This window comes from Micromonospora sp. LHW51205, from assembly GCF_003315815.1.
GTDB lineage: Bacteria > Actinomycetota > Actinomycetes > Mycobacteriales > Micromonosporaceae > Micromonospora > Micromonospora chalcea.
Genome location: NZ_QMEZ01000005.1, coordinates 82,378 through 108,017, shown reverse-complemented (window position 1 = coordinate 108,017; position 25,640 = coordinate 82,378). Strand labels below are relative to the sequence as shown.

Genomic DNA, 25,640 nt, shown 5'->3' with positions numbered 1-25,640 from the left:
CGAAGCTGACCGAATCGGTGCCCACGGCAACTGTCTCATCCTACCTGAACGGCCCCTGAGTCGTCCCGATTCCCAGGTGGTGGCCGTGCGCGCGGGGCGGCTCGATGTGACTTGAGTCACAGCGTTGGCGCCGGTAGCCTGCGCTCGTGGCCGCCCCCGACCCCGCCGCGACCGGCTCTGCCGCCGCCGGTCCCACCGCCCCCGATCCCGCCGCGATCGACCTGTTCGGGCTCGTCGCGTACGGCGAACTGCTCGCCTTCGACCGCCTCGCCGCCGACGCCCGCCTCGCGCCCGACCTGGGCCGCCGCGCCGCGCTCAGCGAGATGGCCGCCGCGGAGATCGCCCACTATCGCTGGCTGACCGACCGCCTCGCCGCGTGGGGCGTCACCCCGGAGGAGGCGATGGTCCCCTACGTCGAGGCGCTGCGGGCGTACCACGACTCGACCGAGCCGCGGGACTGGGCGGAGGCGGTGACGAAGGCGTACGTGGGCGACGCGATCACCGACGACTTCCTGCGCGGGATCGCCGACGGCCTGGACGGGCCGGAGCGGACGCTGCTGCTCGACGTGCTGCACGACTCCCGGTACGCCGAGTTCGCCGCGGCCGAGATCCGGGCCGCGATCGAGGCCGATCCCCGGGCCGCGGGCCGGCTCTCCATGTGGGCCCGGCGGCTGCTCGGGGAGGCGCTGTCCCAGGCCGGCCGGGTCACCGCCGCCGACCGGGGCGCGCTCAGCGCGTTGATCGGCCGGACCGGCGGGGACGTGCCGGGGCTGCTGCGCCGGCTGACCGAGGCGCACGCCGCGCGGATGACGGCGGTCGGGCTGAACAACTGAGCCGCCGTGGCGGGAGGCCCGCCACGGCGGCCGGCGCCGCGGGAATCAGCGAACGGTGAACCCGACCGCGCGAGGCGACGCCTCGGCGATCTCGACGTAGGCGACCTTGCCGACCGGCACGATCACGCGCCGGCCCTTCTCGTCGGTCAGGGAGAGCGTGCCCTCGCTCCTGGCGAAGGCGTCGGTCACGATCTGCTCGATCTCGGCCGGCGACTGCGCGCTTTCCAGGACCAGCTCCCGCGGCGCGTACTGCACGCCGATCTTGACCTCCACTGTGCCTCCTCAACTGGGGCGAAAAAGCCACCGTGGGAAGGCTATCCGATCCGGCGGCCCGATGTTCAGGCTGACTCACCTTGCAGCGGGAAGCTGGCGATGCCCCGCCAGGACAGGGCCGCGACCAGCGCCTCGGCCTCCGCCTTGGGCACCTGACGGCCGCCGGCGAGCCAGAACTGGGCGGCCGTCTCGGCGGCGCCGACCAGGCCCGATGCGAGCAGCTCGGCATGCGACCGGCTGACGCCGGTGTCCGAGATGATCGTGTCGGTGATGGCCGCGATGCAGCCCTGCTCGACCCGCTCCACCCGCTGCCGCACCGCCGGGTCGTTGCGCAGGTCGGACTCGAAGACCAGCCGGAACGCCTCGCTCTCGTGGTCGACGAAGTCGAAGTACGCGCGGACCGCGGCGCTGACCCGTTCCTTGTTGTCGCTGGTGCTGCTCATGGCGCCCTGCACGTTTGCCACTATCGCGTCACAGTGCGTGTCCAGCAGCGCCAGGTAGAGCTCCATCTTCCCGGGGAAGTGTTGGTAGAGCACCGGCTTGGAGACCCCGGCCCGCTCGGCGATGTCGTCCATCGCGGCGGCGTGGTAGCCCTGCGCGACGAACACCTCCTGAGCAGCGGCGAGCAGCTGCTTACGGCGTGCCGAGCGGGGCAGGCGGGTGGGCCGACCGGCGGTCTGTGCACCGTTCCCCACTGCGGTCATGGGAACCTCCGAGTATCTGCGTACGAGCCGGCACGTATCACCCGAACCGGTGCGGGTTCGTGAACCCGTCGCGGAATTGGCCCGCCGCTGTAACTTATCGCCACTGTCACCACACGGTAGCCTCAGCGGGGGCGACCAAGGAGCGCGCGGTGAGTGAAACAGGGCAACCCGGAGCCGCCACCCCGGGAGAGCACGGCGACGGGACGGGCCGGCAGGACGAACCCGCCCGTACCGGCGGCGGTTGGGCGCCCCCGCCGAACGGCTGGTCCCGTGGTGCTCCGGCGCCCGGCGGCTGGCCCTACGGCGATCTCGGCGGCTGGGCCGCCTCCTCGCCCCGGCACGGTGACCTGCCGGCTCCGCTACCCGGCCGACCGGAGCCGGGACCGGTGAACGGCCGCCACGTCAACGGCGTGCACCACGCCGGGGAGGAGTCGCGCGTGACCCGCCAGGCGCCGGTCAGTGCCCCGCCGGCGGACGAACCGCCCCGGCAGAGCGACGGCGAGCGGCTGGCCGTACCGGCCCCGCGACCGGCGCCCCCGGCCGAGCAGCAGGTGAACCCGGCCGACGCCGCCGGCTCCCGGCACGCCGCCGACGACCCGGCCGCCGCGCCCCGCTGGGCCGAGAGCGGCCCCGCCTCCGCGCCCCCGGCCCTGCAGGTGCCGCCGGTCGGCGCCGCCGCATCCGGCTTCGAGGTGCCACCGGGCTTCCACGCGCCGAACACCGAGTCCACCCCGTCGCTCTCCCGTGGCTGGGCCGACCGGGCGCCCGGCGAGCCGTCCGCCGACCCGGCCGGCCGTTCCGCGCAGCCCGTGGGCGACGTCCGCCCGCCGGACGGACCGGCGGGCGCCGCCGGGCCCCGGGCCGCCGCCGACTCCCGGGAGCCCGCCGCGGACGACCCGGGCGCCGGTGAACCCGACTGGTCCGGACCGTCCTGGAACCGCCCGAGCTGGGGCGACGGCTGGGCCCCGCCGTGGGCCCGCACCGACGAGCCGGCGGCGCGCCGCGCCGCGGAGCCCGCCGACCGGCGCGAGCGGGAGGACGACACCGCCGGCCGCCGCGCCGCCCGCGACGACCGCTCGGCCCATGACGACCGTGCCAGCCACGACGACCGCGCGGCCCACGACGACCGTGCCGGCCATGACGATCGCGCGGGCTGGGACGACCGGGCGGGCTGGGACGACCGGCCGGCCCGCGACGAGCGCGCGGCCGAGTGGGCGCCCGAGCCGGTGCGGCCGTACATGCCGGCCCGCGTCGAGCCGCCGTCCGGCTACGAGCCGCCCCGGCCCGAGCCGGTACGGCCGTACGAGCCGCTGCGCGCCGAGCCGGCCGCCGGACCGGAACCGACCCGGCCGTACGAGCCGGAACCGCCGCGCCAGTACGAGTCCGAGCCGGGCGCCGGTCCGGAGCCGGCGCGTGAGGCGACCCGGCCGTTCCGGCTGGCCCGGGGCGACGGCGAGCCGCCGCACGGGTACGAGCGACCCTCGTGGGCCGGGCCGCCGGTGCCGGTCCCGCCGGTGAACCCGGCCACCGGTCCCGAGCCGGCGAGCGTCCCACCCGCCCCGGCCGGCGGGTACACGCCGACGTTCCCCGGCTACCCCTCCGCGCCCGCCGGGCCGCCGCCTGCCGCCGCGCCCGTCGCCAACCCCGCGACCCGGGCCACCGGTGAGACCGCCGACGATCCCCGGCAGCCGCCGGCCGCCCCTGCCCGGCCGATCTCCGGAGTCCCGGCGCAGCCGGCCTCCGGCCTCCCGGCACAGCCGATCTCGGGCGTGCCGGCCCGGCCGACGTCCGGCGTCCCGGCCGGGCCGATCTCCGGTGTGCCGGCGCGGCCGATCTCCGGTGTCCCCGCCACGAGCGGCGCGGCCCACACCGACCGCACCTCCGCGGCCCAACCGGCGAGCGCGCCCCCCTACGCCGCCCGCCGGTCCGCGCCGGAACCCGTGCCGGCCGCCGACGCGGCCACCGAGCCCCGACCGGAGGAACCGGCCCCAGTGGTGCTGCCGCAGCGCGTCCCCGCCGAGCCGGACGTGCCAGTCGTGCCGGAGCCGCCCGCAGTGGAACCGTCCGCCGAGACCCCCGAACTCGCCCGCATCGCCACCCACCTGCGCCGGGACGACGAACCCGCGCCGCTGCGTGAGCGCCCGGAGGGCTTCGACGTCAACGCGATCCTGGACGCGGTCCGCGAGGTGGCCGGCGTACGCGACGCGGCGCTGCGCCGTACCCCGGCCGGCGCACACAGCCTCCGGCTCGACCTGGCCGACGGCGCGGACCCGGCAGAGGTCAGCCGCCTGGTGGCCCGGCTGCTCCAGGAACGGATGGGCCTGGCGGCGGCGCCGCAGAACCTGCCCGGCGCGCCGGTCGTGCCGCCGCCGGCCCCACTGCGCCGCCGATCGGCCCGGCTGGACCGGGCCGGTGAGGCACGGGCGGGCGAGGGCCGTTCGCCCGGGCCGATCCACGCCCGCGCCCTGCCGGACGAGACGCGGACGGCGGTGCCCGCGCCCCGCAACGGTGACGAGCCCGGACCGGCCGGGGACGAGACGCCGACGCGTACCGGTGTGGTGCGCCCGGCCGCGAACCGCTCCGGTGAGGGACGGTTCGGCGGCACGGACCGCGCGGCGCGTCCGGCCGACGCCCCGGCCGAGGGCGACGAGCCGCCGCGCCGCCGCCGGCAGGCCACCCACCGGGGCCGGGCCGCTGTCGACGAGACGTCGCTGGCCGCCGCGCCGACCGGCATGTCCACCGGCAGCCCGGTGACGCTCGGCACCTCGTACTCCGGTGGGCAGATGACCACGACGGAGACCGCGCCGTCGCGACCGCTCGACACCGGCGGCGCGCCCGGGCCCCGGGTGGTCATCGAGCACGTCCTGGTGAGCACGTTCGGCCTGGACGCCACCACTGAGGTCCGCCTGATCGCGGGCGACCGGACGGCCGAGGGCCACGCGACCGGGCCGGCCGTCGACGGGTACGTGCTGCGGCTGTGCGCGGTGGCGGCGGCCGCGGCGGTGGACGAGTTGCTCGGCCGGGGCGTCCCGGCCGGTGAGCACGGCCGGTGCTTCGTGGAGCACGCCGCCGTGGTGCCGTTCGGCAACTGCGAGGTGGCGACCGTTGTCGTGCTGCTGGTCTGCGACGGCTGGGTGGAGCAACTGGCCGGGTCGGCCCTGGTCGCCGGGGATCCCCGGCAGGCGGTCGTGCGGGCCACGCTGGCGGCGGTGAACCGGCGGCTGGAGGCGCTGCTCGCCTGAACGGTGTGCGGTACGGCGCGCGCGGGGAAGACTGGAGACATGAAACGCGCCGCACTCTGGCCGGAGCACAGCCTCCCCGCGCACGAGGTCCCGCCGCCCTGGCCCGGCCGGCACGTCCGGCTCGACGGCACGCTCGTGCACGTCCGGGAGACCCCGGCGACCGGGCCCGGCGCGGAACCGGCGCTGTACGTGCACGGCCTCGGCGGGTCCGCGCAGAACTGGACCGACCTGGCCGGCCTGCTCGCCGGCCGGCTCGACGGCCAGGCGATCGACCTGCCCGGCTTCGGGCGCAGCGAGCCCGGACCGCGCTACACCATCCCGGCCTTCGCCGACCGGGTGATCCGCTGGATCGAGCACACCGACCGGGGGCCGGTGCACCTGTTCGGCAACTCGCTCGGCGGCGCGATCTCGGTCCGGGTGGCGGCGCTGCGGCCGGACCTGGTCCGCACGCTCACCCTGATCTCGCCGGCCCTGCCGTTCCTGGACTTCCGGCGTTCGTTGCAGGGGCGGATGCTTCCGCTGCTGGCGATCCCCCGTGGTGAGCGGCTGGCCGCCTGGCGGCTGGCCCAGTTCACGCCCGAGGTGGCGGCGCAGCAGGTGATGGAGGCGTGCGTCGCGGATCTGACCCGGATCAGCGAGCAGCGCCGGCAGGAGGCGATCGACGAGATCCGGGTCCGGTACGAGGCCGCGCACCACGCCGCCGCGTACGTGCGTACCTTCCGGGGACTGGTCGGCAGTTTCCTGCGTTCGTACCTGCCGGGGGAGGGCGCGCTGTGGCGGCAGGCGGCGGCGGTGCGGGCGCCCACGCTGGTGGTGGGCGGAAGGCAGGACCGCCTGGTCGACGTCCGGGTGGCGCCGCAGGCGGCCCGCGTGATCCCGGACAGCCGGCTGCTGATGCTCGACGGCGTCGGGCACGTGGCGCAGTTGGAGGTCCCGCGGACGGTGGCGCGGGCGGTGCTGGGGCTGCTCGGCGAGCCGTCGTCGCCGGACGCCGGTGCGGGGGAGAGCGGAACGGGGCGCGACATGGCAGGCTGAGCCGGATGCCCAGCTCACGCCCTCCCCGCACCGCCCGGTCCCGGGCCTCCGCTCGTCCCTGGCGCTCCGCCCTCGTGGTGTGCGCCTTCCTCGCCGTCGCCGCGGTCGGCGTCGGCGCGGCGCTGCAACTTCCGTCGGCGGGGGCGGGGACGCGGGTCACCGACGGGTTCGTGGCCCAGCCGCCGGCGCCGACGCGGACGCCGCCGAGCGTGTCCCCGTCGCCGGTGGTGACGCCCAGTTCCTCGCCGCCGCCGGTGCTGACGCTGTCCGACCCGGGGCCGGCGAAGGGGCGGGGCAGCTTCGGCTACGACGACCGGCCCGGCGGCCTGCTGGGCCGCTCCGGGCCGCTGCAGCGGTTCCGGGTGGCGGTCGAGAACGGCTCGGGCGAGCAGGTCCGCGATTTCGGCGAGGCGGTGCAGCGGGCGCTGGCCGGCCCGGGGAGCTGGGTGGACGGGGGCCGGCTGCGGTTGCAGCGGGTCGGGCCGGGCAGCGGGTACGACTTCACGATCTACCTGGCCACCCGGGAGACGGCGCGGCGGTTGTGTGGCGCGGGCGGGATCGACATCCGCGTGGGCGGGGTGCCGTACACGTCCTGCCGGGTTCCGGGCAAGGTGGTGATCAACCTGGACCGGTGGCGGACCTCCGCGCCGCACCTGGTCGCCGCCGGGATGACGCTCGACGACTACCGGCTCTACGTGATCAATCACGAGGTGGGCCACCAGCTCGGGCACCGGCACGAGGGGTGTCCGCGGGCGGGGCGGGCCGCGCCGGTGATGCAGCAGCAGACGCTCTTCCTCAACGGCTGCCGCCCGAACCCGTGGCCCTACGTGGGCGGGAAGCGGTACGCCGGGCCGAGCCTGTGACCGCCGGTTCGTGAAGAACATTCGCGGCATAGGCGGCAAAAGCAGCTAAATGCCCGAATTGCATGGCACGCTGGTGTCATGACCTCGTCGTCCCCTTACGACATGCACGCCGAGCCGCGCCGCCGACCGCCGCCCCGTCACCCGGCCGAGCGTCCCACGGTGCGCCGCATGCGCCGTCGTCGCCGCCGCTCGGTGCTGCTGCTGGCGATGCTGCTGGCCGCCGGCAGCGGAGCGGTCGGCGTCACCCGGCTGAACGCCCCCGGGCCCGGCGGGACGTCGCTCGCGGCCGAGCCGTCGCTCGCCCGCGGGGCCGCCGAGGCCGACGTCCCGGCCGCGCCGCCGACCGGCTACCCCACCGCCGGCCCCGGCACGTTCGCCGTGGCCCAGGGCCGATCCCCGGTACGCGGACACGCCGGGCCGCTGCGCCGCTACCGGGTCGAGGTCGAGCACGGTACGGGGCAGGACGCCGACGGTTTCGCCGCCACCGTGGACGCGGTGCTCGGCGACCCGCGCAGCTGGATCGCGTCGGGGGAACTGCGGGTGCAGCGGGTGCCCGAGGCGGCCGCCGCCGACTTCACCGTCTACCTCGCCACCCCCGTCACCTCCGAGCGGATGTGCGCCGAGGGCGGACTGCGCACCGACCGGTACACCTCCTGCCGGCTGCCCGGCCGGGTCGTGCTCAACCTGGCCCGCTGGATGACGGCGGTGCCCGACTACGGCGCCCCGCTGGACGTCTACCGGACCTACGTGATCAACCACGAGGTCGGGCACGAGTTCGGCGAGCTGCACCAGGCGTGCCCGGCGCCCGGCGCGCCCGCCCCGGTGATGCAGCAGCAGACGTACGGGCTGGACGGCTGCCTGCCGAACGCCTGGCCGTACGTCGACGGGGCCCGATACTCCGGCGAGCCCACCGACGGGGTCTGAGTTATTCCCGGTCCCGCAGTTCGGGCCGAGTGTCCCTCATCATGGCCGATCCCCGTCCGGGCGAGCGACAATGGCGCGGTCACACCGCCGATCCCGGGGAGTCCACCGTGTCGTTGCCCCCGCTCGTCGAACCCGCCGCCGAGCTGACCGTAGACGAGATCCGCCGATACTCGCGCCACCTGATCATCCCGGACGTCGGGGTCGAGGGGCAGAAGCGGCTGAAGAACGCCCGGGTGCTCTGTGTCGGCGCCGGCGGCCTCGGCTCGCCGGCCCTGCTCTACCTGGCCGCGGCCGGTGTCGGCACGCTCGGCATCATCGACTTCGACACCGTCGACGAGTCGAACCTGCAGCGCCAGGTCATCCACGGCGTCTCCGACGTGGGCCGCTCCAAGGCCGAGTCCGCCGCCGCGTCGATCCGCGAGATCAACCCGCTGGTCAACGTGGAGATCCACAACACCGCGCTGGACCGGGAGAACGTCCGGGACATCTTCTCCCGGTACGACCTGATCGTGGACGGCACCGACAACTTCGCCACCCGGTACATGGTCAACGACGCCGCGGTGCTGCTCGGCAAGCCGTACGTCTGGGGTTCGATCTACCGCTTCGACGGCCAGGCGTCGGTGTTCTGGGCCGAGCACGGCCCCTGCTACCGCTGCCTCTACCCGGAGCCGCCGCCGCCCGGCATGGTCCCCTCCTGCGCCGAGGGCGGCGTGCTCGGCGTGCTCTGCGCGTCCATCGGGTCGATCCAGGTCAACGAGGCGATCAAGCTGCTCGCCGGCATCGGTGAGCCGCTCGTCGGCCGGCTGATGGTCTACGACGCCCTGGAGATGAGCTACCGCAAGATCAAGGTCCGCAAGGACCCGAACTGCGTGCTCTGCGGTGAGAACCCGACCCTCACCGACCTGATGGAGGACTACGAGGACTTCTGCGGCGCGGTCTCCGACGAGGCGCAGGAGGCGGTGGTCGACTCGACCATCACCGCGCTGGAGCTGAAGGACTGGCAGGACTCCGGCAAGGACATCTTCCTGGTCGACGTGCGCGAGCCCGCCGAGTACGAGATCGTCCGCATCCCCGGCTCGACGCTCATCCCCAAGGGCGAGATCCTCTCCGGCGAGGCGCTGGCGAAGTTCCCGCAGGACCGGCAGATCGTGCTGCACTGCAAGTCCGGCGTCCGCTCGGCCGAGGCGCTCGCCGCGCTGAAGGCGGCCGGCTTCAACGACGCCGTGCACGTCCAGGGCGGTGTGCTGTCCTGGGTCAAGCAGATCGACCCGTCCCTGCCGTCGTACTGAGTCGCGTCGATGGGCCCGCCCGGTTCCCCGGGCGGGCCCGTCGTGCTTTCCGTACCCCGTGGCGTGGACAAACGCCTGGTCGCCCGACCCGCAGGTGGATGCCTTCGGCGACCGGTGGGCGGTACCGGCCCTGACCGAGCTACCGAGGCGTAACCCCGGCCGCGCCAGTACCGTCAGGGCCGTGGTGGACTTGGACGCGGCGATCGGATTCGTCGTCGCTCACGGAGACGCGGTGGACCGCGCCCGTCTCTCCCGGCTGCGCACCGGCGCTCCGGCGCCGTCCGACGTGCTCGACGCCGCCGAGTCCGGGCCGGCGCCGGGCGGCGGCTGGCCCGCCGTACTCGACGGCGAAGTCGCCTCGATCGACGCGACCTGCTTCCGCCTGGCCGAGCTGGACGACCTCGGCGCGCTCGGCCGCCCGGCGGCCCGGCACGCGCTGGACTGGCTGGCCGCCCGGCAACTACCAGACGGCGGCTGGGACGAGGATCCGTCGCTGGCCGGGCTCGCCCCCGAATGGGCCACCCCCGGCGATCCGGAGGCCCGGCTCTACCAGACCGCCAACGCCGGATTCTGGCTCACGGTGGCCGGGCTGGACGCCCGGGCCGCCGGGCCGCTGGACCACCGGGTCGGCGGCGCGTACGCCGGTGTGGTGCAGGCGGCGGCCCAGGCGCTCGCCGCCCAGCTCGCCCCGGACGGAAGCTGGCCGTCCTTCCTGCCCGCCGGCTGGCTCGCCGCGGCGGTGCTGCACCGCCAGCAGATGTACTACGAGTCGGCGCGCATCCAGGCGGTGCTGGCCGACCGGATCCCCCGGATGTCCCCGGCAGACGTGGCCTGGCTCGCCGCCACGCTGCGCCGGGTCGACGTCGGCGAGGAGCAGTGGCTGCTGGTGTCCGCGCGCAGGCGGCTCGCCGAGACCCAGCGCAGCGACGGCGGCTGGGACAGCGACGACGGCCACCAGTTCGACGTGCACACCACGCTGCGGGCGATCCGGGCGTGCCGTCCGAACACGCCCGAGGCCCCGGTAGCCGGCGCGCCGTTCGTGGCGCCGCGCCCCGCCGAGCTGCCCCCGCCGCCCGCGATGCCGGCCCCGCGCCCGCGCCGGCTCCCCGCTTCGACGTCTCCGCCCGCGCCCGACTCTGGGCCGCCCGCCTCCACGTCCGCGTCGCCTGCGCCCGTGTCTCCGCAGCCCGCCCCGGCTCGCCCGTTGACCGGCCCGGCTCGCCCGTTGACCGGCCCGGCCGAGGCATCGGTCGCATCGGCGGGTCCCGCTTCCGACCCTTCGGCGGGCTTCGGCTCCGACCTGTCGTCCAGTTTCGGCACCGACCCGTCGGCCGGGATCGCGCCCGCGCTGTCGGACGGCGCGCCGGAGCTGTTTCCGGCCCCGGGTCTCGGGCCGGATACCTGGTTCCGTCCGGACACCGGGCCGGATGCGACGCCCGGATCGGGAGCAGGGCCTGATCCGTCGGCCGGTGCTGAGGTGTCGGCCGGTGCGGACAGCGGGCAGGCGCCGTGGTCCGCCTGGATCGTCACGCCCGATCTGCTTCCCGACGAGAGCGCCGGGCCTGCCGCGCAGCTGGTGTCGGAGCTGCTGCCCGGCCCGGTGCCGCCCGCTCTGCCTCCGGCGGTTGCGGTGCCACCGGCCGCCCCGGTGTCCCCGGGTTTGCCTCCGCTGGTCACGCCGCCATCGGAGCCCACCGCCCAGGTGATCGCCGCACCGCCGCAGCCCGGCACAGTTCCGCCGGTCGCCCCCGCCGCACCGGCCGACGGAGATCCACTCCAGATCGCCTAGCCCGGCCAGCTGATGATCAACACCAGTTCGGGGAGGTGGTGGCATCAAAGTGCGGGGGTGGCGCCGGCGCGCCACAACGGGCAAGGTCGGTCAGCGTAGGTGACCGTCCCCGGTCACCACGTACTTGGTGCTGGTCAGCTCCGGCAGGCCCATCGGGCCGCGCGCGTGCAGCTTCTGCGTCGAGATGCCGATCTCCGCGCCGAATCCGAACTCGCCGCCGTCGGTGAACCGGGTGGACGCGTTGACCATGACCGCGGCCGAGTCCACCCGGGCCACGAACTCCCGGGCCGCCCGCTGCGAGTCGGTGACGATCGCCTCGGTGTGACCGGTGCCGTACCGGCGGATGTGCGCGACCGCCGCGTCGAGCGAGTCGACCACGGCGACGGAGATGTCGGCGGAGAGGTACTCGGTGCCGAAGTCCTCCTCGGTGGCCGGCACCACGGCGTCGGAGTGGGCGGCCACCTCGGGCGTGCCGTGCACGGTCACCCCGGCCTCGGCGAACGCGGCGAGCACGGCCGGCAGGAACGCGTCGGCGACGTCGCGGTGCACCAGCAGCGACTCGGCGGTGTTGCAGGTGGACAGGCGCTGGGTCTTGGCGTTCAACGTGACCGCCAGCGCCTTGTCGAGGTCGGCGGCGGCATCGACGTACACGTGGCAGTTGCCCACGCCGGTCTCGATCACCGGCACCGTCGACTCCTCGACCACGGCGCGGATCAGCGACGCGCCGCCGCGCGGGATCAGCACGTCGACCAGGCCGCGGGCGCGCATCAGCTCCTTGACCGAGTCACGGGTGCTGGAGTCGAGCAGCTGCACCGCGTCGGCCGGCAGTCCGGCGCCGGCGACCGCGTCGCGCAGCACCGCGACCAGCGCCGCGTTCGAGTGCGCGGCCGACGAGGAGCCGCGCAGCAGCGCCGCGTTGCCGGACTTCAGGCAGATCCCGGCCGCGTCGACTGTCACGTTCGGCCGGCCCTCGTAGACGATGCCGACGACCCCGAACGGCACCCGGATCTGGCGCAGCTCCAGGCCGTTGGGCAGCGTCGAGCCGCGTACCACCTCACCGACCGGATCGGGCAGCGCGGCCATCTGGCGCAGCGCGTCGGCGATCGCCGCCACCCGGCCCTCGTCGAGCGCGAGCCGGTCCAGCACGGCCGCGGACAGCCCGGCCTCGCGCCCGGCCGCCAGGTCCGCGGCGTTCGCCGCCAACACCTCGGGGGTACGCGCCACGAGCGCGTCGGCCATCGCGTGCAGCGCGGCGTCCTTGACGGTACGGGTGGCCGTGGCCAGGGCTTCCGCCGCGTCCCGGGCTCGCCGGGCCTGCTCGACGACGCTCATCGTGCGTACTCCTTCGGAGGTGTTTTAAGGAGGGGCCCCTTATTAACAGACGTCTGTTAATAAGGGGCCCTTGCTTACAGCAGGACGAGGTCGTCGCGGTGGACGACCTCACGTTCGTACGCCGGGCCGAGCGCCGCGGCGAGTTCGGAGGTGGAACGGCCGAGCAGGCCGGGCAGTTCCACCGCGTCGTAGTTGACCAGCCCGCGGGCCACCGGCGCGCCGGCGGTGTCGACCAGGTCGACCGGGTCCCCGGCGGTGAACGCGCCGTCGACGGCGGTGATGCCGGCGGGCAGCAGCGACTTGCGGCGGCCCACCACCGCCTGCACCGCGCCCGGGTCGAGGTGCAGGCGGCCCCGGGGCGCGGTGGCGTGCGCCAGCCAGAACAGGCGCGCGGCGGGACGGCGGCTGCTCGGGTGGAAGTACGTGCCGACGGGCTCCCCGGCCAGCGCCGGCGCGGCCAGCGGCGCGGCGGTCAGCACCACCGGGATGCCGAAGCCGGTCGCGATGCGGGCCGCCTCCACCTTCGTCACCATGCCCCCGGTGCCCACCCCGGCCCGGCCGGCCCCGCCGATGTCCACGCCCGCGAGGTCACCCTCGCCGTGCACCTCGGTGATGCGGGTGCTGCCCGGGCGGGCCGGGTTGCCGGTCCAGAGCGCGTCGACGTCGGAGAGCAGCACCAGCAGGTCGGCGTCGACGAGCGCGGCGACGAGCGCGGCGAGGCGGTCGTTGTCGCCGAACCGGATCTCCTCGGTGGCCACCGTGTCGTTCTCGTTGACGATCGGCACGGCCCGCAGGTCGAGCAGTTTCCGCAGCGTCCGGTACGCGTTGCGGTAGTGCGCGCGCCGGGTCACGTCGTCCACGGTGAGCAGCACCTGCCCGACGGTGCGGCCGTGCCGGGCGAACGCGGCAGCGTACCGGCCGATCAGCAGGCCCTGGCCGACGCTGGCGGCGGCCTGCTGGGTGGCCAGGTCGCGCGGGCGCCGGGGCAGGCGCAGCGGGGCGAGGCCGGCGGCGATCGCGCCGGAGGAGACCAGCACCACCTCGCGTCCGGCGGCGGCCAGCCCGCCGAGCGTGTCGACGAGCGCGTCGACCCGGGCGTCGTCCAGGCCGCCGGTCGCGGTGGTCAGCGAGGACGAACCGATCTTGACGACGATCCGGCGGGCCGAGGTGACTGCTTCGCGCACCCGACCATTCTGCGCGCTGCGGTCTGTGACGCCGCGGCGCGTTCCCATATCGTGGCAGCTCGTGACACCTGACGAGTACGTCGAGGCGGTGCTGGCACTTGTCGAGCGGATCCCGCCGGGCCGCGTGATGTCGTACGGGGCGGTGGCCGACGCGCTCGCCGACCGCTCCGGGCGGGCGTCGCCGCGGCTGGTCGGCTCGATCATGGCGCGGCACGGAGGCGGCGTGCCGTGGCACCGGGTGGTGAACTCGGCCGGCCGGCTGCCGCCGGGTCACGAGCGCAAGGCGCGGGAACGGCTGCTCGCCGAGGGGTGCCCGCTGCGCGGCGACCGGGTGGACCTGGCGGCGGCGTCCTGGTCGCCGGACGAGGGGTGACCCGACCGCGTCGGAGGCGGCCGGTCGATCGATCGCGACTCCGCTCAACGGGGCCGAGTCATCGCGGCCACTCGGAGAACGCGTGCCGGAGGTCGTGGATCTCAGCCGGGGTGAGGCGGTAGAGCGCGAAGACGGTGTCGGGGAGGCGGTCGAGGCGCTGCAGCGCGTCCTGGAACTCTTCGTCGGTGAGCGCCGGGTCGGCACGCCGTGCGAGGTCCACCAGGTCGTTCCTGCTGTACCGGCGGAGCGCGGCGGCTACGTCGATGTAGTCGCGGGGTTGAGCACGGGTCACCATGGCGGCGACTTTGGTGCCGATCACGTCGTCCAGGTGCAGCACCGGCCCGACGTCGAGCACGATCGGGCTGGCGCTGCGCGCGAAGCGCACGAGTTGCAGTCGTACGGTCCGGTCGTCGCGGCGAACCTCGAACTCGGTCATGTCGTGTTCGAAGCCGTAGAAGACATCGTCCAGCTCGGTGGGCTCGGCGATGGTCTCGACCTGGAACCCGGCATCGAGCAGGGTGGCGTGCACCAGCTCGGCGGCTGCGGTGACCCCGCCGTCGAGATCGGTGAACAGGTCCACGTCCTCGGTGGGACGGGCGCCGATGCCGTGGGCGATGAGGGCCTGGCCGCCGGCGAGGGCGAAGCCGTGTCGGCCGGCCACGGCGAGCGCGATACGGGCGACCTCGTGCTGGAACGGGTCCGGCGCGGGTGACATCAGGCGGCGACGTCCCGGGCGCGCAGCACCGGGTGGCTCTCTTCCCAGGCGCGGCGGACACCGCGGGGCACGTAAAGCTCGGGCCACAGCCGGACGAGGGTGGGTCCGTGCAGCCAGGTGCGCAGCTCGTCGGGATGAACGGCTTCGGTGAGCACCGTCTCGTACATCCAGGCGAGCAGCCCCGGAACGTCGAGGTCGACGTGCCGGTCGGGTTGCCAGAACAGCCGGTGGGGCAACTCGACGATGCCGGTGACCGGGCCCTGCAATTCGCTCAGGGCGGGGACCACGACCGCACGGCGGCCGGGGCGGGCCTCGTACGGTGCCCGCGAGCTGCGAACGGATCGGGCCGGGTCCATGCCCTACAGGGTAACGGTGCCGACCTGCGGCTTGTTGCGACTCGCGAGCGCCTGGCGGCATCGAACAAGCAGCGTCCGGGAGGGGATGTGACGCGAGCCATAACGTGAGTAGCATTCGGCTCCATGACAGCTTCGGGCCTGCCCCGCCGGGTGCACCTCGGATACGCGCTCGGTTCCCTGGTCACCGGCGCGTTCGGCACCGTGCCCGGGCTGCTCCTGCTGCCGTACCTCACCGACACGCTCGGCGTCGCCGCCGGGCTGGCCGCGCTGCTGGTGCTCCTGCCGAAGGCGTGGGACGTGCTGGTCAACCCGGTCGCCGGGCGGATCTCCGACCGGACCCGCTCCCGCTGGGGCGCCCGCCGTCCGTACCTGCTGGTCGGCGGGCTGGCGCTCGCCGTGCTGTTCGCCTCGATCTTCGCCGCGCCGTTCGCGAACGGTCCGGCCGCCGCCGCGTACGTGGCGCTGGCGTTCCTGGCGACAGCCACCGCGTTCGCGTTCTTCCAGGTGCCGTACGTGGCCATGCCGGCCGAGCTGACCGCCGACCCGGCGGAGCGTACCCGGCTGATGACCTGGCGGATCGCGGTGCTGGCGCTGGCCATCCTGGTCTCTGGCGCGGTGGCCCCGGCCGTGGTGAGCGCGGGCGGCGACGGCGTGCCCGGTCACCGGTGGATGGGCCTGTTCGTCGCCGCGCTGATCGTCGCCGGCACCGTCGGCGTGTTCCTGGGCACCCGGTCCGCGCCGACCGGCACGGTGGGGGAGAGCGAGCCGAGCCTGCGCGCCCAGCTCGCTGTCGCCACCGGCAACCGGCCGTTCCGGGTGCTGCTGATCTGCTTCGTGATCCAGTCCGCCGGGGTGGCCACCGTGCTGGCCGGGGTGAAGTACTTCGCCGGCCAGGTGCTGCGCGAGCCGGACAGCGGCCCGACGCTGCTGTTCGCCTGCTTCGTGGCACCCGCGCTGCTGGTCATGCCGCTGTGGTCGCGGGCCGGCGCCCGGCTGGGCAAGCGGGCGTCGCTGGTCGCCGCGTCGCTGATCTTCGCGGTGGGCGCGCTGGCCTTGGTCGCCGCGCCCGCGCTGCCCGCCGCCGCGGCCTACGCGGTGGTCGCGGTGATCGGCGTCGGGTACGCGGGCCAGCAGGTGTTCGCGCTGGCCATGCTGCCGGACTGCATCGCGTACGACACGGCGCGCACCGGACGCCGGCAGGCCGGGGTGTTCACCGGGCTCTGGACCGCCGGGGAGACGTTCGGGCTGGCGCTGGGACCGGGCATCTACGGGCTGGTGCTCCAGCTCTCCGGCTATGTCTCCTCGTCCACCGGTACCGCCGCCGTCCAGTCCGACACGGCACGTCTCGGTGTGCTGCTCGGCTTCACCGTGCTGCCCGCGCTGCTGGTGGCGATCCCGCTGGTGCTGCTGCGCGGCTACACCCTGACCCCGGCCCAGCTGACCGCCGCCGCACCCGAGGCCGATGACGCCGCGCCGGCCGCGCGGGCGTGAGCACCCCGTCCACGAGAGGAACCACCCGATGACCGACACGGCAGGCGCCGGTGCGCTGCCCGCCCAGGGGATGCCCGCGGCGGACGTACTCGGCGAGATCCGCGCGCTGCGGGACGCCGACCGGCCCACGCACGGCGGGCGGTTGTTCGCGTACGTCTACGACCCCGGCGTGGCCGGTCTGGACGAGCTGGCGCAGGCCGCGTACGCGCAGAGCGCCCACGTCAACGGCCTCGACCCGACCGCGTTCCCGTCGCTGCTGGCGATGGAGAACGCGCTCGTCGGCGCCGCCGCCCGGCTGCTCGGCGGCGGCCCCGGCACCGGCGCGCCGGACGTGGTGGGCAGCGTCACCAGTGGCGGCACCGAGTCGCTGCTGCTCGCCGTCAAGGCGGCCCGGGACGCCCGCCCCGACCTGACCGAGCCGCGGATCGTGGCGCCGGCGAGCGCGCACGCCGCGTTCGCCAAGGCGGCGCACTACCTGCGGGTCGCTCTGGACACGGTGCCGGTCGACCCGGTGACGCTGCGCCCGGACGTGGCAGCGGTGGCCGCCGCGATCCGCCCGGAGACCGTGCTGGTGGTCGCGTCCGCGCCGTCGTACGCGCACGGGGTGGTCGACCCGGTCGCGGAGATCGCCGCCGTCGCGCAGGCCGCCGGGGTGCGATGCCACGTGGACGCCTGCTTCGGCGGCTGGGCGCTGCCCTGGCTGCGTCGGCTCGGCGCGCCGGTGCCGCCGTTCGACTTCACCGTGCCGGGGGTCACCTCGATCTCGGTGGACCTGCACAAGTACGCGTACGCGCCGAAGGGCGTCTCGGTGCTGCTGCACCGCGATCCGGCGCTGCGCGCCCCGCAGTTCTTCGCGTACGCGGACTGGCCCGGGTACACGATGGTCAACCCGGTGATCGCCTCCACCCGCTCCGGCGGGCCGATCGCCGCCGCGTACGCCACGCTGCGGCACCTCGGCGAGGACGGGTACCTGCGGCTTGCCGCCGCCACCCGGGACGCGGTCGCCGGGCTCGCCGACGCGATCCGGGCCACCGACGGGCTGCGGCTGATGGCCGAACCGGAGACCACTGTCGTCTGCTTCACCAGCGACGATCCGGGGCTCGACCTGTTCGTGCTGGTCGACGAGCTGACCGAGCGTGGCTGGCACACCCAGCCCCAGCTCACGTACGCCGATCTGCCGGCCAGCGTGCACCTGACGGTGACCGCGGCGGTGGCGCCCCGGGTGGCCGAGTTCGGCCCGGCGCTGGCCGAGGCGGTCGCGGCGGCCCGCGCCGCCGGGCCGGTGGTGCTGCCGCCGGAGCTGCTGGCGCTGACCGGCAGCCTCACCCCGGAGGCGCTCACCCCCGATCTGGTGGCCGGGCTGGCGGGCGGGCTCGGCCTGGCCGCCGACGCCGGTGCGCCGGAGCGGATGGCGGTGGTCAACACGCTGCTCGACGCCGCGCCGGCCCGGCTGCGGGAGCGGCTGCTCGCCGAGTTCGTCGGGTTGCTCCAGCGCCCGGCCTGGTGACGCGAACGCGGCCCGCCCGGATTCCGGGCGGGCCGTGTCGTGCGGTGTCTCAGCCGGCCGCGCCGACGCTGAACGTGGTGGTGTCGTCCGCCGGGTCGACGTCCCCGACCGGCTCGTTCACGTAGCGGGCCTCGACGGTGAACGTGCCGCTGCCCAGCACGCCGGCCGGCGTTCCGGCCGGTGCCCGCAGGACGACGTCGAACGTGCGCTCCTCGCCGGGCATGAACCGGCCGCCCGGGACGTCGAACGAGTCCGGGAAGCTGGGCAGGTCCTGCGGATCGGTGCTCCAGACCTCGACCCCGGCGGGCAGGGCCGCCCGCGCGGCGAGCCGGAACGACGGCGCGTCGTTGCCGTAGCGCACCGTTACCGGCATCCGGCCCAGCAGGCTTCCGTCGGCCTGGCGGGTCAGCGTCACGTCACGACCGTTTACGGTCAGGTCCGTCGCGGTGGCCTGCCGGTAGACGCGCGGCGCGCGGACGCTGCCCGAGGTGGACCGGAACACGGTCGGGAAGGCGTCGCGATCCGCGACCCGGGCGCCGCCGCCCGGCACCACCGCGATCGAGCCGCCCGGCGCGACCATCGGGTAGGCGCGCGCTGTCGTCCAGACCTGGAAGTTGAGCCGCAGGGCCCGGCTGTCGCCCGCCGCGACCCGGCCGCCGAAGCTGCCGATGACCCGGCGGTTTTCCACCAGGCCCTCGGTGAACCACGGCGTGCCGTCGTCGAGGCCGATGAACGAGGCGCCGGCCGGCTCGGTGATGCGCAGGTCGGCGACGCCGTCGGCCCGGCCCCGGTTGCTGATCGTCGCGGTCAGCGTGCCGACGTACCCCCGGTCGGTGGGCGTCAGCACCAGCGGCCCGGTGTCGACGGTCAGCCGTGCCGCAGCGGTGCCGCTCGTGGCTGCGGCGGGCGTGGCCAGCGCGAACAGCGCTGCCGCCCCGGCCAGCAGCGCGGTGGCGACTCGTGCCGTACGTGTGGTCATGACAGGTCCTCCGTGATCCCCGTGGTGGGCGGCGGTGGTTCCGTCCGCCCGACAGTGAAGACACCCGCCGGCCCCGGGGACAGTTGCCCGGGTTCCCTGTCGTGGGTACGACACCGGACCGCTGTGGTTGACTGTCTGCTCGGGGTTCACGGACAGCGGGAGGTCGGAGATGCAGCTGCCGGGCGTGCTCGGCGAGCCGATCCGGTTCGTGCTGAACTGGGGCCGCCGCTACTCGCTCTGGGTGTTCAACTTCGGCCTGGCCTGCTGCGCCATCGAGTTCATCGCGACCAGCATGGGCCGGCACGACTTCATGCGGCTCGGCGTGATCCCGTTCGCCCACGGCCCCCGGCAGGCCGACCTGATGGTGGTCAGCGGCACCGTCACCGACAAGATGGCCCCGGCGGTCAAGCGGCTCTACGACCAGATGCCCGAACCGAAGTACGTGATCTCGTTCGGCGCCTGCTCCAACTGCGGCGGCCCGTACTGGGACTCCTACTCGGTCACCAAGGGCGTCGACCAGCTCATCCCGGTCGACGTGTACGTGCCCGGCTGCCCGCCGCGCCCGGAGGCGCTGCTGCACGGCATCCTGCGCCTCCAGGAGAAGATCGCCGCCGAGCAGTCCGGCGTCGGCGGCGTGGCCCGCCCCGACGCGCTCGCCTCTCCGGCGGACGCTGTGGCGCGGCCGGTCGAGGCGCTGACCGCGCCGCCGGTCCGTCCGCCGCTCGGCTGAGCCGTCGGGTGGCGCCGCCGGTCTAGCCTGCGGCTCATGACCGACTTCGCGGAGAAGCGCTCCGCATTCATCATCGACGTGCTGACCGAGGAGTTCGGCGCGTCCATGGCGATCGACCCGGCGGCGTTCCGCCGTAAGTTCCGCAAGATGGCCGCGTCACCGTTCGCGTTCTACCGGGGCAGCGCGGCGCTGTTCTACGCCGACCAGCGCGGCGACTTCGGCAGCGACCGGTTCCTCGACGGCCGGACCAGCCGGGTGTGGATCCACGGCGACCTGCACGCCGAGAACTTCGGCACCTACATGAACGCCTCCGGGCAGCTCGTGTTCAACGTCAACGACTTCGACGAGGCGTACGTCGGGCCGTTCACCTGGGACCTGAAGCGCCTTGCGGCGAGCGTGGCGCTGATCGGCTACGCGAAGGCCCTCTCCGACCGGGTGATCGGCGAACTGGTCACCGGCTTCGCCCGGTCGTACCTGGCCGAGCTGCGGGCCATCGCGGCCGGCGGGGACGACGCGATCGGCTCGATCACGCTGGACAACGCCGACGGCGTGCTGCGCCGGGTGCTCCAGCAGGCGCGGCTGAATACCCGGGTGGACCTGCTCGCCGCGCAGACCACCGTCGACAACTACGAGCGCCGGTTCTCCCTCGGCGACGGCGTGCACGAGATCGACGACGCGACCCGGGAGAAGGTCTGCGCCGCGTTCGCCGACTACCTGCACACGCTGCCGGACTCGGCCGCCCGGCTGCGCCCGGTGGCCACCGGCATCAAGGACGTGGTGCTGCGCAAGGGCGTCGGCATCGGGTCGGCCGGGCTGCCGTCGTACAACCTGCTGCTGGAGGGGCACACCCAGGCGCTGGAGAACGACGTCGTCATCTACATGAAGCAGGCGCAGGTGCCGGCCGTGGCGCGGTACGTCGACGACGAGCGGGTCCGGTCGTACTTCCGGCACCAGGGGCACCGCACCGCCGAGTCGCAGCGCGCGTTGCAGGCGCACGCCGACCCGTGGCTGGGCTTCACCGAGCTGGACGGCGTCGGCCAGCTCGTCGCGGAGGTCTCCCCGTACGCGGCGGACCTCGACTGGGCCGACGTGAACGAGCCGGAGGAACTGGCCGGGGTGCTCGCCGACCTGGGCCGCGCGGTGGCCCGGATGCACTCGGTGGCCGACGACGAGTCCAGCCACGACCTGGTCGACTACTCCACCGAGGAGGCGATCGTCGCTGCCGTCGACTCCGACCCGGACGGGTTCGTCGACTACCTGGTCGACTTCGCGCACCGGTACGGGATCCGGGCCCGCGAGGACCACCAGCTCTTCGTGGACCTGTTCCGCAACGGCCGGCTGCCCGGCATCTGAGGGCGCGGGGCGCCGACCGCGGCGCCCCGCCTCACTGCGTGAAGTCCAGCACCGCCTTGATGTCCTCGCCGGTGCGGGCGTACGCCTCCCGGTAGTTCGAGACCGGTACGCGGCGGGTGATCAGCGACGTCAGCCAGGACTGGTCCGCCTGGGCGAGCGCCTCGGCGGCCAGGTCCCAGTGCCGCCGGCCGGCGTTCACCGAGCCGAACACCACGTTGTTCTCCAGCACCAGCTCCCGGTTGAGCGCCCCGGCGTCGAAGTTGATGGTCCGCCCGCCGCTGGACACACCGGTCAGGCAGACGATCCCGGTGGGCGCGGCCTTGCACATGGCGTCCAGCACCACCGTCGGCGCGCCGGTGCACTCGATCACCACGTCGGGTTTCACGTCCAGCTCGGTCACCGACGACGTGTGGTACGTGGCGCCCAGCGCCCGGACCAGGTCCGGCTTCGGGCCGGTGGTGTTGCGGTCCAGCACGTGCACCGACAGCTCACGCTGGCTACCGAGCAGCGCCGCCAGCAGGCCGATCGGCCCGGCCCCGGTGATCAGCACGCTCTTCGGCGTCCACTCGGCCCGGCGCCCGATCCGCTCGATGTGGTCCCACGCCTTCGCCACCACGCTGGCCGGCTCCAGCAGCATGCCCACCGACGCGAGGGCCGGGTCCAGGCCGACCGCGAACTTGGGCTGCAGCCGCCAGCGTTCCCGGGCGAAACCGGGCAGTCCCTTGATGCCGTGCTCGGTGTACAGCCCGTTGCGGCACATGTCCCACTCGTCCACCGCGCAGTTCGCGCAGGGCACCGGATCGGGGTGGCGGACCACGCCCGCCACCAGGTCGCCGGGCTGCAACGTGCCGGTCGGATCCTCCAGCACCCGGCCCAGCGACTCGTGCCCGAGCACCAGCCGCTCCTGGCCCGGCGGCGCCTCGCCGTACTCGCCCGCGACGATCTCGTGGTCGGTGCCGCAGACGCCCACCGCCAGCGCCTCCACCAGGATCGCACCCTCCTCGGGCGCCGGCTCGGGCCAGTCCTCGACCAGCCGTAGCGAGTCCGGGACACCGGGGGTCACAGTCACAGCGCGCACGTCCCTCATCCTCCCGCGCGCTCCCGCCGTCCGCCCGGCAAAGCGACGATCCGGCACGGGCGGCCCGACCCGGTCCGCAGCCGTCGGCCATAGGATCAGCGCATGACTCCGGAAGAGGTCGGCCGGCGGGTGGTCGAGCTGCTCGCGCCCGTGGAGGCCACCGCGTCGGTCTCCGGCGGTCAGGGGTACGCCCGCGCCACCGTTGACGTACCCCCGGCGAGCTGGGCGGACGCGGTGCGTGCGGCGCGCGACGACGCCGAGCTGGGTCTCGACTTCCTCGACTGGCTGTCGGCGGTGGACGAGCTGGCCGACGGCTTCGACGTGGTGCTGCACCTCTGGTCGGTCGCGCACCGGCACGGGCTGCTGCTGCGCACCCGCGTGCCCCGCGACGCGCCCGTCGTCGCCTCGGTGGTCGACCTGTTCCCCGGCGCGGCCTGGCACGAGCGGGAGACCCACGAAATGTTCGGCATCGACTTCGCCGGCCACGGCGAGCTGCGGCCGCTGCTGCTGCCGCCGGAGTTCGAGGGGCACCCGCTGCGCAAGGAGTTCGTCCTCGCCTCCCGGGTCGCCAAGCCGTGGCCCGGCGCGAAGGAGCCGGGCGAGTCGGAGGCGGGCGGCGGCCGCCGGCCGGTCCGGCCGCCGGGCGTGCCCGCGCCGGGTGAGTGGGGCACGACGCCCACGCCGGCGGGTGCGGCGGGCGCCGGTGAGGGCCCCCGCGGGGGTACGCCGGCCCGCCCGGCCCGGGAGCGTCCGGCGCGTGCTGCCCGTCCCTCCACCGGCGCGGGGCAAGCGCGGTCCGACGCTGCTCCGGCGGCCGATGAGGCGGGTCCGCTCGGGCGGCCGCTGCCCGGGGAACCGCCGACCGGTCCGCCCCGGCAGCAGCCGGACCCCGACGCGGCGGGGGAGAGCTGATGCCGGACTGGTTGGAGCTGGTCCTGCGCGTGGCGGGCGTGCTCGTCGCGTTCCTCACGCTGCCGCTGATCGTCGGCCAGGCCGAGCACAAGGTGATGGCGCACATGCAGGGCCGGCTGGGCCCGATGTACGCGGGTGGCTTCCACGGCTGGGCGCAACTGGTGGCCGACGGCATCAAGTTCGTGCAGAAGGAGGACGTCACCCCGCGCGACGCGGACCGGCAGGTGTTCCGGCTGGCGCCCGCGGTGGCGCTGGTGCCGTACCTGCTCGTGCTGCTCGTGATCCCGCTCGGCCCGGGTGACCTGGTCGCCCAGCCGCTGGACATCGGCCTGTTCTTCGTGCTCGCCGTGGTGGGCGTCGGGGTGCTGGCGGTGCTCATGTCCGCGTGGGCGTCAGCCAACAAGTACAGCCTGCTCGGCGGGCTGCGCGGCGCGGCCCAGCTGCTCGGGTACGAGCTGCCGCTCGTGCTGGCCGCCGCTTCGGTGGCGATGGCGGCCGGCACGCTCAGCCTCTCCGGCATCGTGGAGGCGTGGCAGCCGTGGTGGCTGCTCTGGCAGGCGCCGGCCATGGTGATCTTCTTCGTGGCGGGACTGGCCGAGATCCGCCGCCCGCCGTTCGACATGCCGGTGGCCGACTCCGAGCTGGTCTTCGGCTACATGACCGAGTACACAGGGCTGCGGTTCGCGTTCTTCCTGCTCGCCGAGTACGTGGGCATCGTGGTGATCGCGGCGCTGACCACAGTGCTGTTCCTCGGCGGCTGGCAGGGCCCGTTCGCCGACGCGCAGCTCGGCTGGCTGTGGACGCTGCTGAAGGTGTTCGCCGTCGCCTTCGTGATCATCTGGTTGCGGGTGAGCTACCCGAGGCTGCGCGAGGACCAGCTCCAGCGCCTCTGCTGGCTGGTCCTGGTCCCCCTGGCCCTGGCCCAGCTGGTCCTGACCGCCGCAGTCCGCCTGGCCCTGTAACCCACCCACCCTCCCCACCCTTCGCCCTCTCCCCGGCGATCTTGCACTTTCTGCCCCGGCAAAAGGGGCAAGGCGTCCAGGTTCGGGGCCCAAAGTGCAAGATCGCCGGGGCGGGGCAGGGCGGGTCAGCGCAAGGGGGTGTGGGACGGGTCTACGCGCTCGGACGGGGGTGGGGGCGGGGGTGGGGTGCCGTCGCCGAAGGGGCGACCGCCCAGCTCCTCCCGGCCGTGCGGGGTGAGCCAGTTGCTCAGGTCGGGGCCGAGCGGCACGATCCCGGTCGGGTTGATGTCCCGGTGGACTTCGTAGTAGTGCCGCTTGATGTGGTCGAAGTCGATGGTGTCGCCGAACCCGGGCGTGGTGAACAGGTCCCGGGCGTACGCCCACAGCACCGGCATCTCGCTGAGCTTCTGCCGGTTGCACTTGAAGTGCCCGTGGTAGACCGGGTCGAAGCGGACGAGCGTGGTGAACAGCCGTACGTCCGCCTCGGTGATCGTGTCGCCGACCAGGTACCGCTGCCCGGCCAGCCGTTCGCTCAGCCAGTCCAGCCGGTCGAACAGCCGGTGGTACGCCTTGTCGTACGCCTCCTGGCTGCCGGCGAAGCCGCACCGGTAGACGCCGTTGTTGACGTCCGCGAAGACGACCGCGTTCACCTCGTCGATCTCGGCGCGCAGCGGCTCCGGGTAGAGGTCCGGCGCGCCGGGACGGTGGTACGCCGTCCACTCGGTCGTGAGGTCCAGGCTCATCTGGGCGTAGTCGTTCGTCACGACCTGCCCGCTGGGCACGTCGACGAGCGCCGGGACGGTGATGCCGCGCTCGTAGCCGGGGAAGCGGGCGAAGTAGGCGTCGGCGAGCCGCTCGATGCCGAGTACCGGGTCCTTACCGTCCGGGTCCAGGTCGAACGTCCAGCTCCGCTTGTCGTGGGTCGGCCCGGCCACTGCCATCGAGATGGCGTCCTCCAGCCCGAGCAGGCGCCGGACGATGATCAGCCGGTTGGCCCAGGGGCAGGCCCGGCTGACCGCCAGCCGGTAGCGCCCCGGTTCCACCGGCCAGCCGTCCCGCCCGTCGGCGGTGATCCGGGTGGCGATGTAGCGCTGGTCGCGGGTGAACTCGCCACCCGGCTCCACGTACTTGCCGCCGGTTCGTTCCAGGACCTCGTCGTCGCTGCCGCCCACGCTCTACCTCCGAGTTCGCTTTTCGCTCCCATCATGGTCGCTCGGGCGGCTCCCGGCAGGTCGAGCGCGTCACAAAGAGGCATAGGCTGCCCGCCGTGACCGATGTGGAGACGGCGGCCCGGCGTTTCGTCGCCGACGTGTGGAACGCCGGGCGCGAGGAGAGCGCGTACGAGCTGGTGGCGGCGGAGTGCCCGGGCCTGGGCGGCACCGGCCCGGCGGCGATGCTGGCGTGGCACCGGGACCGGCGGGCGTCGTTCCCCGACCTGCGCTACAAGATCGTCGACGTGGTGGCGGCCGGTACGCGGGTGGCGGTCCGCTGGCGGGCTGCCGGCACCCAGGCGGGCCAGTTCGGTCCGGTGCCGCCGACCGGCCGGGTGGTCAGCTATTCGGGCGCGACGTTCCTGCGCTTCGACGACGACGGGCGGATCGTGGACGTGTGGAGCGTCAACGAGCTGTTCCAGGTGCTCCAGCAGCTCGGCGTGGAGATGCTGCCCCCACTCACACCCGGCGAGGCGTGATCCGGCCGCACGCCCGGGCCAAAGCG

23 protein-coding genes and 1 pseudogene are annotated in these 25,640 nt (G+C 74.5%); 15 read left to right on the top strand and 9 right to left on the bottom strand.

What is annotated here, in order from left to right; genetic code table 11:
• Positions 1-146: 146 nt before the first annotated feature.
• Positions 147-833 carry a ferritin-like fold-containing protein gene (locus tag DQE82_RS19945; protein WP_113973472.1) on the top strand — a complete coding sequence of 229 codons (687 nt, stop codon included), beginning with the start codon at positions 147-149 and terminating at the stop codon, positions 831-833.
• 45 nt (positions 834-878) lie between these two features.
• Here the strand turns inward: DQE82_RS19945 and DQE82_RS19940 are convergent, their stop codons facing one another.
• Entirely contained in the window at positions 879-1,106 is a 228-nt protein-coding gene (locus DQE82_RS19940) for a DUF3107 domain-containing protein (RefSeq protein WP_030502928.1), read from the bottom strand.
• Between the two features lie 65 nt (positions 1,107-1,171).
• Positions 1,172-1,810 carry a TetR/AcrR family transcriptional regulator gene (locus DQE82_RS19935; RefSeq protein ID WP_030502929.1) on the bottom strand — a complete coding sequence of 213 codons (639 nt, stop codon included), beginning with the start codon at positions 1,808-1,810 and terminating at the stop codon, positions 1,172-1,174.
• Between the two features lie 149 nt (positions 1,811-1,959).
• On the opposite strand from DQE82_RS19935, the gene DQE82_RS19930 reads away from it, so the two are divergent.
• The 6 genes and pseudogenes from DQE82_RS19930 to DQE82_RS31485 all read left to right on the top strand — a co-directional run.
• Complete coding sequence (locus DQE82_RS19930; RefSeq protein ID WP_113973471.1) at positions 1,960-5,052, top strand: hypothetical protein; 3,093 nt, start codon at positions 1,960-1,962, stop codon at positions 5,050-5,052.
• 39 nt (positions 5,053-5,091) lie between these two features.
• The gene (locus DQE82_RS19925; protein WP_043328177.1) at positions 5,092-6,087 is read left to right on the top strand and encodes an alpha/beta fold hydrolase; all 996 of its coding nucleotides are present in this window, start codon (positions 5,092-5,094) and stop codon (positions 6,085-6,087) included.
• 5 nt (positions 6,088-6,092) lie between these two features.
• The gene (locus DQE82_RS19920; RefSeq protein WP_113973470.1) at positions 6,093-6,950 is read left to right on the top strand and encodes a DUF3152 domain-containing protein; all 858 of its coding nucleotides are present in this window, start codon (positions 6,093-6,095) and stop codon (positions 6,948-6,950) included.
• Between the two features lie 78 nt (positions 6,951-7,028).
• A complete protein-coding gene (locus tag DQE82_RS19915; RefSeq protein ID WP_104115501.1) occupies positions 7,029-7,874 on the top strand; it encodes a DUF3152 domain-containing protein in 846 nt (281 codons plus the stop codon).
• 41 nt (positions 7,875-7,915) lie between these two features.
• Positions 7,916-9,163, top strand: coding sequence for an adenylyltransferase/sulfurtransferase MoeZ (gene moeZ / locus DQE82_RS19910; RefSeq protein WP_176722780.1), 1,248 nt, complete (start codon positions 7,916-7,918; stop codon positions 9,161-9,163).
• A 130-nt stretch (positions 9,164-9,293) separates the two neighbouring features.
• A pseudogene (locus tag DQE82_RS31485) lies at positions 9,294-10,163 on the top strand (hypothetical protein); the annotation flags it as partial.
• Between the two features lie 879 nt (positions 10,164-11,042).
• Here DQE82_RS31485 and DQE82_RS19900 read toward each other — a convergent pair.
• Both DQE82_RS19900 and proB read right to left on the bottom strand, forming a co-directional pair.
• Positions 11,043-12,284, bottom strand: coding sequence for a glutamate-5-semialdehyde dehydrogenase (locus DQE82_RS19900; RefSeq protein ID WP_113973469.1), 1,242 nt, complete (start codon positions 12,282-12,284; stop codon positions 11,043-11,045).
• Positions 12,285-12,358: 74 nt separating this feature from the next.
• Positions 12,359-13,516 carry a glutamate 5-kinase gene (proB, locus tag DQE82_RS19895; protein ID WP_051611346.1) on the bottom strand — a complete coding sequence of 386 codons (1,158 nt, stop codon included), beginning with the start codon at positions 13,514-13,516 and terminating at the stop codon, positions 12,359-12,361.
• Positions 13,517-13,529: 13 nt separating this feature from the next.
• Between proB and DQE82_RS19890 the strand changes: the two genes are divergently transcribed.
• Positions 13,530-13,841, top strand: coding sequence for an MGMT family protein (locus DQE82_RS19890; protein ID WP_043328189.1), 312 nt, complete (start codon positions 13,530-13,532; stop codon positions 13,839-13,841).
• A gap of 58 nt (positions 13,842-13,899) precedes the next feature.
• Here the strand turns inward: DQE82_RS19890 and DQE82_RS19885 are convergent, their stop codons facing one another.
• On the bottom strand, positions 13,900-14,556 hold the full coding sequence (locus DQE82_RS19885) for a nucleotidyl transferase AbiEii/AbiGii toxin family protein (RefSeq protein ID WP_043328191.1): 657 nt from the start codon (positions 14,554-14,556) through the stop codon (positions 13,900-13,902).
• A complete protein-coding gene (locus DQE82_RS19880) occupies positions 14,556-14,912 on the bottom strand; it encodes a hypothetical protein (RefSeq protein WP_043328193.1) in 357 nt (118 codons plus the stop codon). The genes DQE82_RS19885 and DQE82_RS19880 overlap by 1 nt, the downstream gene beginning before the upstream one ends.
• Before the next feature lie 123 nt (positions 14,913-15,035).
• On the opposite strand from DQE82_RS19880, the gene DQE82_RS19875 reads away from it, so the two are divergent.
• Positions 15,036-16,403 (top strand): MFS transporter, encoded by a 1,368-nt coding sequence (locus DQE82_RS19875; RefSeq protein WP_113973468.1) that lies wholly within the window; start codon positions 15,036-15,038, stop codon positions 16,401-16,403.
• 28 nt (positions 16,404-16,431) lie between these two features.
• Positions 16,432-17,910 (top strand): aminotransferase class V-fold PLP-dependent enzyme, encoded by a 1,479-nt coding sequence (locus DQE82_RS19870; protein WP_113973627.1) that lies wholly within the window; start codon positions 16,432-16,434, stop codon positions 17,908-17,910.
• Between the two features lie 49 nt (positions 17,911-17,959).
• Here the strand turns inward: DQE82_RS19870 and DQE82_RS19865 are convergent, their stop codons facing one another.
• Positions 17,960-18,889, bottom strand: coding sequence for a hypothetical protein (locus DQE82_RS19865; protein ID WP_113973467.1), 930 nt, complete (start codon positions 18,887-18,889; stop codon positions 17,960-17,962).
• A 169-nt stretch (positions 18,890-19,058) separates the two neighbouring features.
• Between DQE82_RS19865 and DQE82_RS19860 the strand changes: the two genes are divergently transcribed.
• Together DQE82_RS19860 and DQE82_RS19855 are read left to right on the top strand one after the other, a co-directional pair.
• On the top strand, positions 19,059-19,619 hold the full coding sequence (locus DQE82_RS19860; RefSeq protein ID WP_043328197.1) for an NADH-quinone oxidoreductase subunit B: 561 nt from the start codon (positions 19,059-19,061) through the stop codon (positions 19,617-19,619).
• A 36-nt stretch (positions 19,620-19,655) separates the two neighbouring features.
• Entirely contained in the window at positions 19,656-20,972 is a 1,317-nt protein-coding gene (locus DQE82_RS19855; protein ID WP_043328199.1) for a DUF2252 domain-containing protein, read from the top strand.
• A 31-nt stretch (positions 20,973-21,003) separates the two neighbouring features.
• Here DQE82_RS19855 and DQE82_RS19850 read toward each other — a convergent pair whose 3' ends face one another.
• Positions 21,004-22,050, bottom strand: a complete 1,047-nt coding sequence (locus DQE82_RS19850; protein ID WP_176722782.1) for a glucose 1-dehydrogenase — start codon at positions 22,048-22,050, stop codon at positions 21,004-21,006.
• A gap of 102 nt (positions 22,051-22,152) precedes the next feature.
• Here DQE82_RS19850 and DQE82_RS19845 point away from each other — a divergent pair, with 102 nt between their 5' ends.
• Together DQE82_RS19845 and nuoH are read left to right on the top strand one after the other, a co-directional pair.
• On the top strand, positions 22,153-22,962 hold the full coding sequence (locus DQE82_RS19845) for an NADH-quinone oxidoreductase subunit C (RefSeq protein ID WP_113973466.1): 810 nt from the start codon (positions 22,153-22,155) through the stop codon (positions 22,960-22,962).
• A complete protein-coding gene (nuoH, locus tag DQE82_RS19840) occupies positions 22,962-23,924 on the top strand; it encodes an NADH-quinone oxidoreductase subunit NuoH (RefSeq protein WP_064446633.1) in 963 nt (320 codons plus the stop codon). The genes DQE82_RS19845 and nuoH overlap by 1 nt, the downstream gene beginning before the upstream one ends.
• 125 nt (positions 23,925-24,049) lie before the next feature.
• Here the strand turns inward: nuoH and DQE82_RS19835 are convergent, their stop codons facing one another.
• Entirely contained in the window at positions 24,050-25,096 is a 1,047-nt protein-coding gene (locus DQE82_RS19835) for a glutathione S-transferase family protein (RefSeq protein WP_113973465.1), read from the bottom strand.
• 95 nt (positions 25,097-25,191) lie between these two features.
• Between DQE82_RS19835 and DQE82_RS19830 the strand changes: the two genes are divergently transcribed.
• Positions 25,192-25,614 (top strand): ester cyclase, encoded by a 423-nt coding sequence (locus DQE82_RS19830; protein WP_064446631.1) that lies wholly within the window; start codon positions 25,192-25,194, stop codon positions 25,612-25,614.
• Positions 25,615-25,640: the final 26 nt, after the last annotated feature.

Bases quoted from the DNA above. Each gene is read 5' to 3' on its own strand.
- DQE82_RS19870 (WP_113973627.1), top strand. From the start codon at position 16,432: ATGACCGACACGGCAGGCGCCGGTGCGCTGCCCGCCCAGGGGATGCCC.
- DQE82_RS19865 (WP_113973467.1), bottom strand. From the start codon at position 18,889: ATGACCACACGTACGGCACGAGTCGCCACCGCGCTGCTGGCCGGGGCG.
- DQE82_RS19935 (WP_030502929.1), bottom strand. From the start codon at position 1,810: ATGACCGCAGTGGGGAACGGTGCACAGACCGCCGGTCGGCCCACCCGC.
- DQE82_RS19880 (WP_043328193.1), bottom strand. From the start codon at position 14,912: ATGGACCCGGCCCGATCCGTTCGCAGCTCGCGGGCACCGTACGAGGCC.
- proB (WP_051611346.1), bottom strand. From the start codon at position 13,516: ATGGGAACGCGCCGCGGCGTCACAGACCGCAGCGCGCAGAATGGTCGG.
- DQE82_RS19900 (WP_113973469.1), bottom strand. From the start codon at position 12,284: ATGAGCGTCGTCGAGCAGGCCCGGCGAGCCCGGGACGCGGCGGAAGCC.
- DQE82_RS19925 (WP_043328177.1), top strand. From the start codon at position 5,092: ATGAAACGCGCCGCACTCTGGCCGGAGCACAGCCTCCCCGCGCACGAG.
- nuoH (WP_064446633.1), top strand. From the start codon at position 22,962: ATGCCGGACTGGTTGGAGCTGGTCCTGCGCGTGGCGGGCGTGCTCGTC.
- DQE82_RS19920 (WP_113973470.1), top strand. From the start codon at position 6,093: ATGCCCAGCTCACGCCCTCCCCGCACCGCCCGGTCCCGGGCCTCCGCT.
- moeZ (WP_176722780.1), top strand. From the start codon at position 7,916: ATGGCCGATCCCCGTCCGGGCGAGCGACAATGGCGCGGTCACACCGCC.
- DQE82_RS19860 (WP_043328197.1), top strand. From the start codon at position 19,059: ATGCAGCTGCCGGGCGTGCTCGGCGAGCCGATCCGGTTCGTGCTGAAC.
- DQE82_RS19855 (WP_043328199.1), top strand. From the start codon at position 19,656: ATGACCGACTTCGCGGAGAAGCGCTCCGCATTCATCATCGACGTGCTG.
- DQE82_RS19845 (WP_113973466.1), top strand. From the start codon at position 22,153: ATGACTCCGGAAGAGGTCGGCCGGCGGGTGGTCGAGCTGCTCGCGCCC.
- DQE82_RS19875 (WP_113973468.1), top strand. From the start codon at position 15,036: ATGACAGCTTCGGGCCTGCCCCGCCGGGTGCACCTCGGATACGCGCTC.
- DQE82_RS19915 (WP_104115501.1), top strand. From the start codon at position 7,029: ATGACCTCGTCGTCCCCTTACGACATGCACGCCGAGCCGCGCCGCCGA.
- DQE82_RS19885 (WP_043328191.1), bottom strand. From the start codon at position 14,556: ATGTCACCCGCGCCGGACCCGTTCCAGCACGAGGTCGCCCGTATCGCG.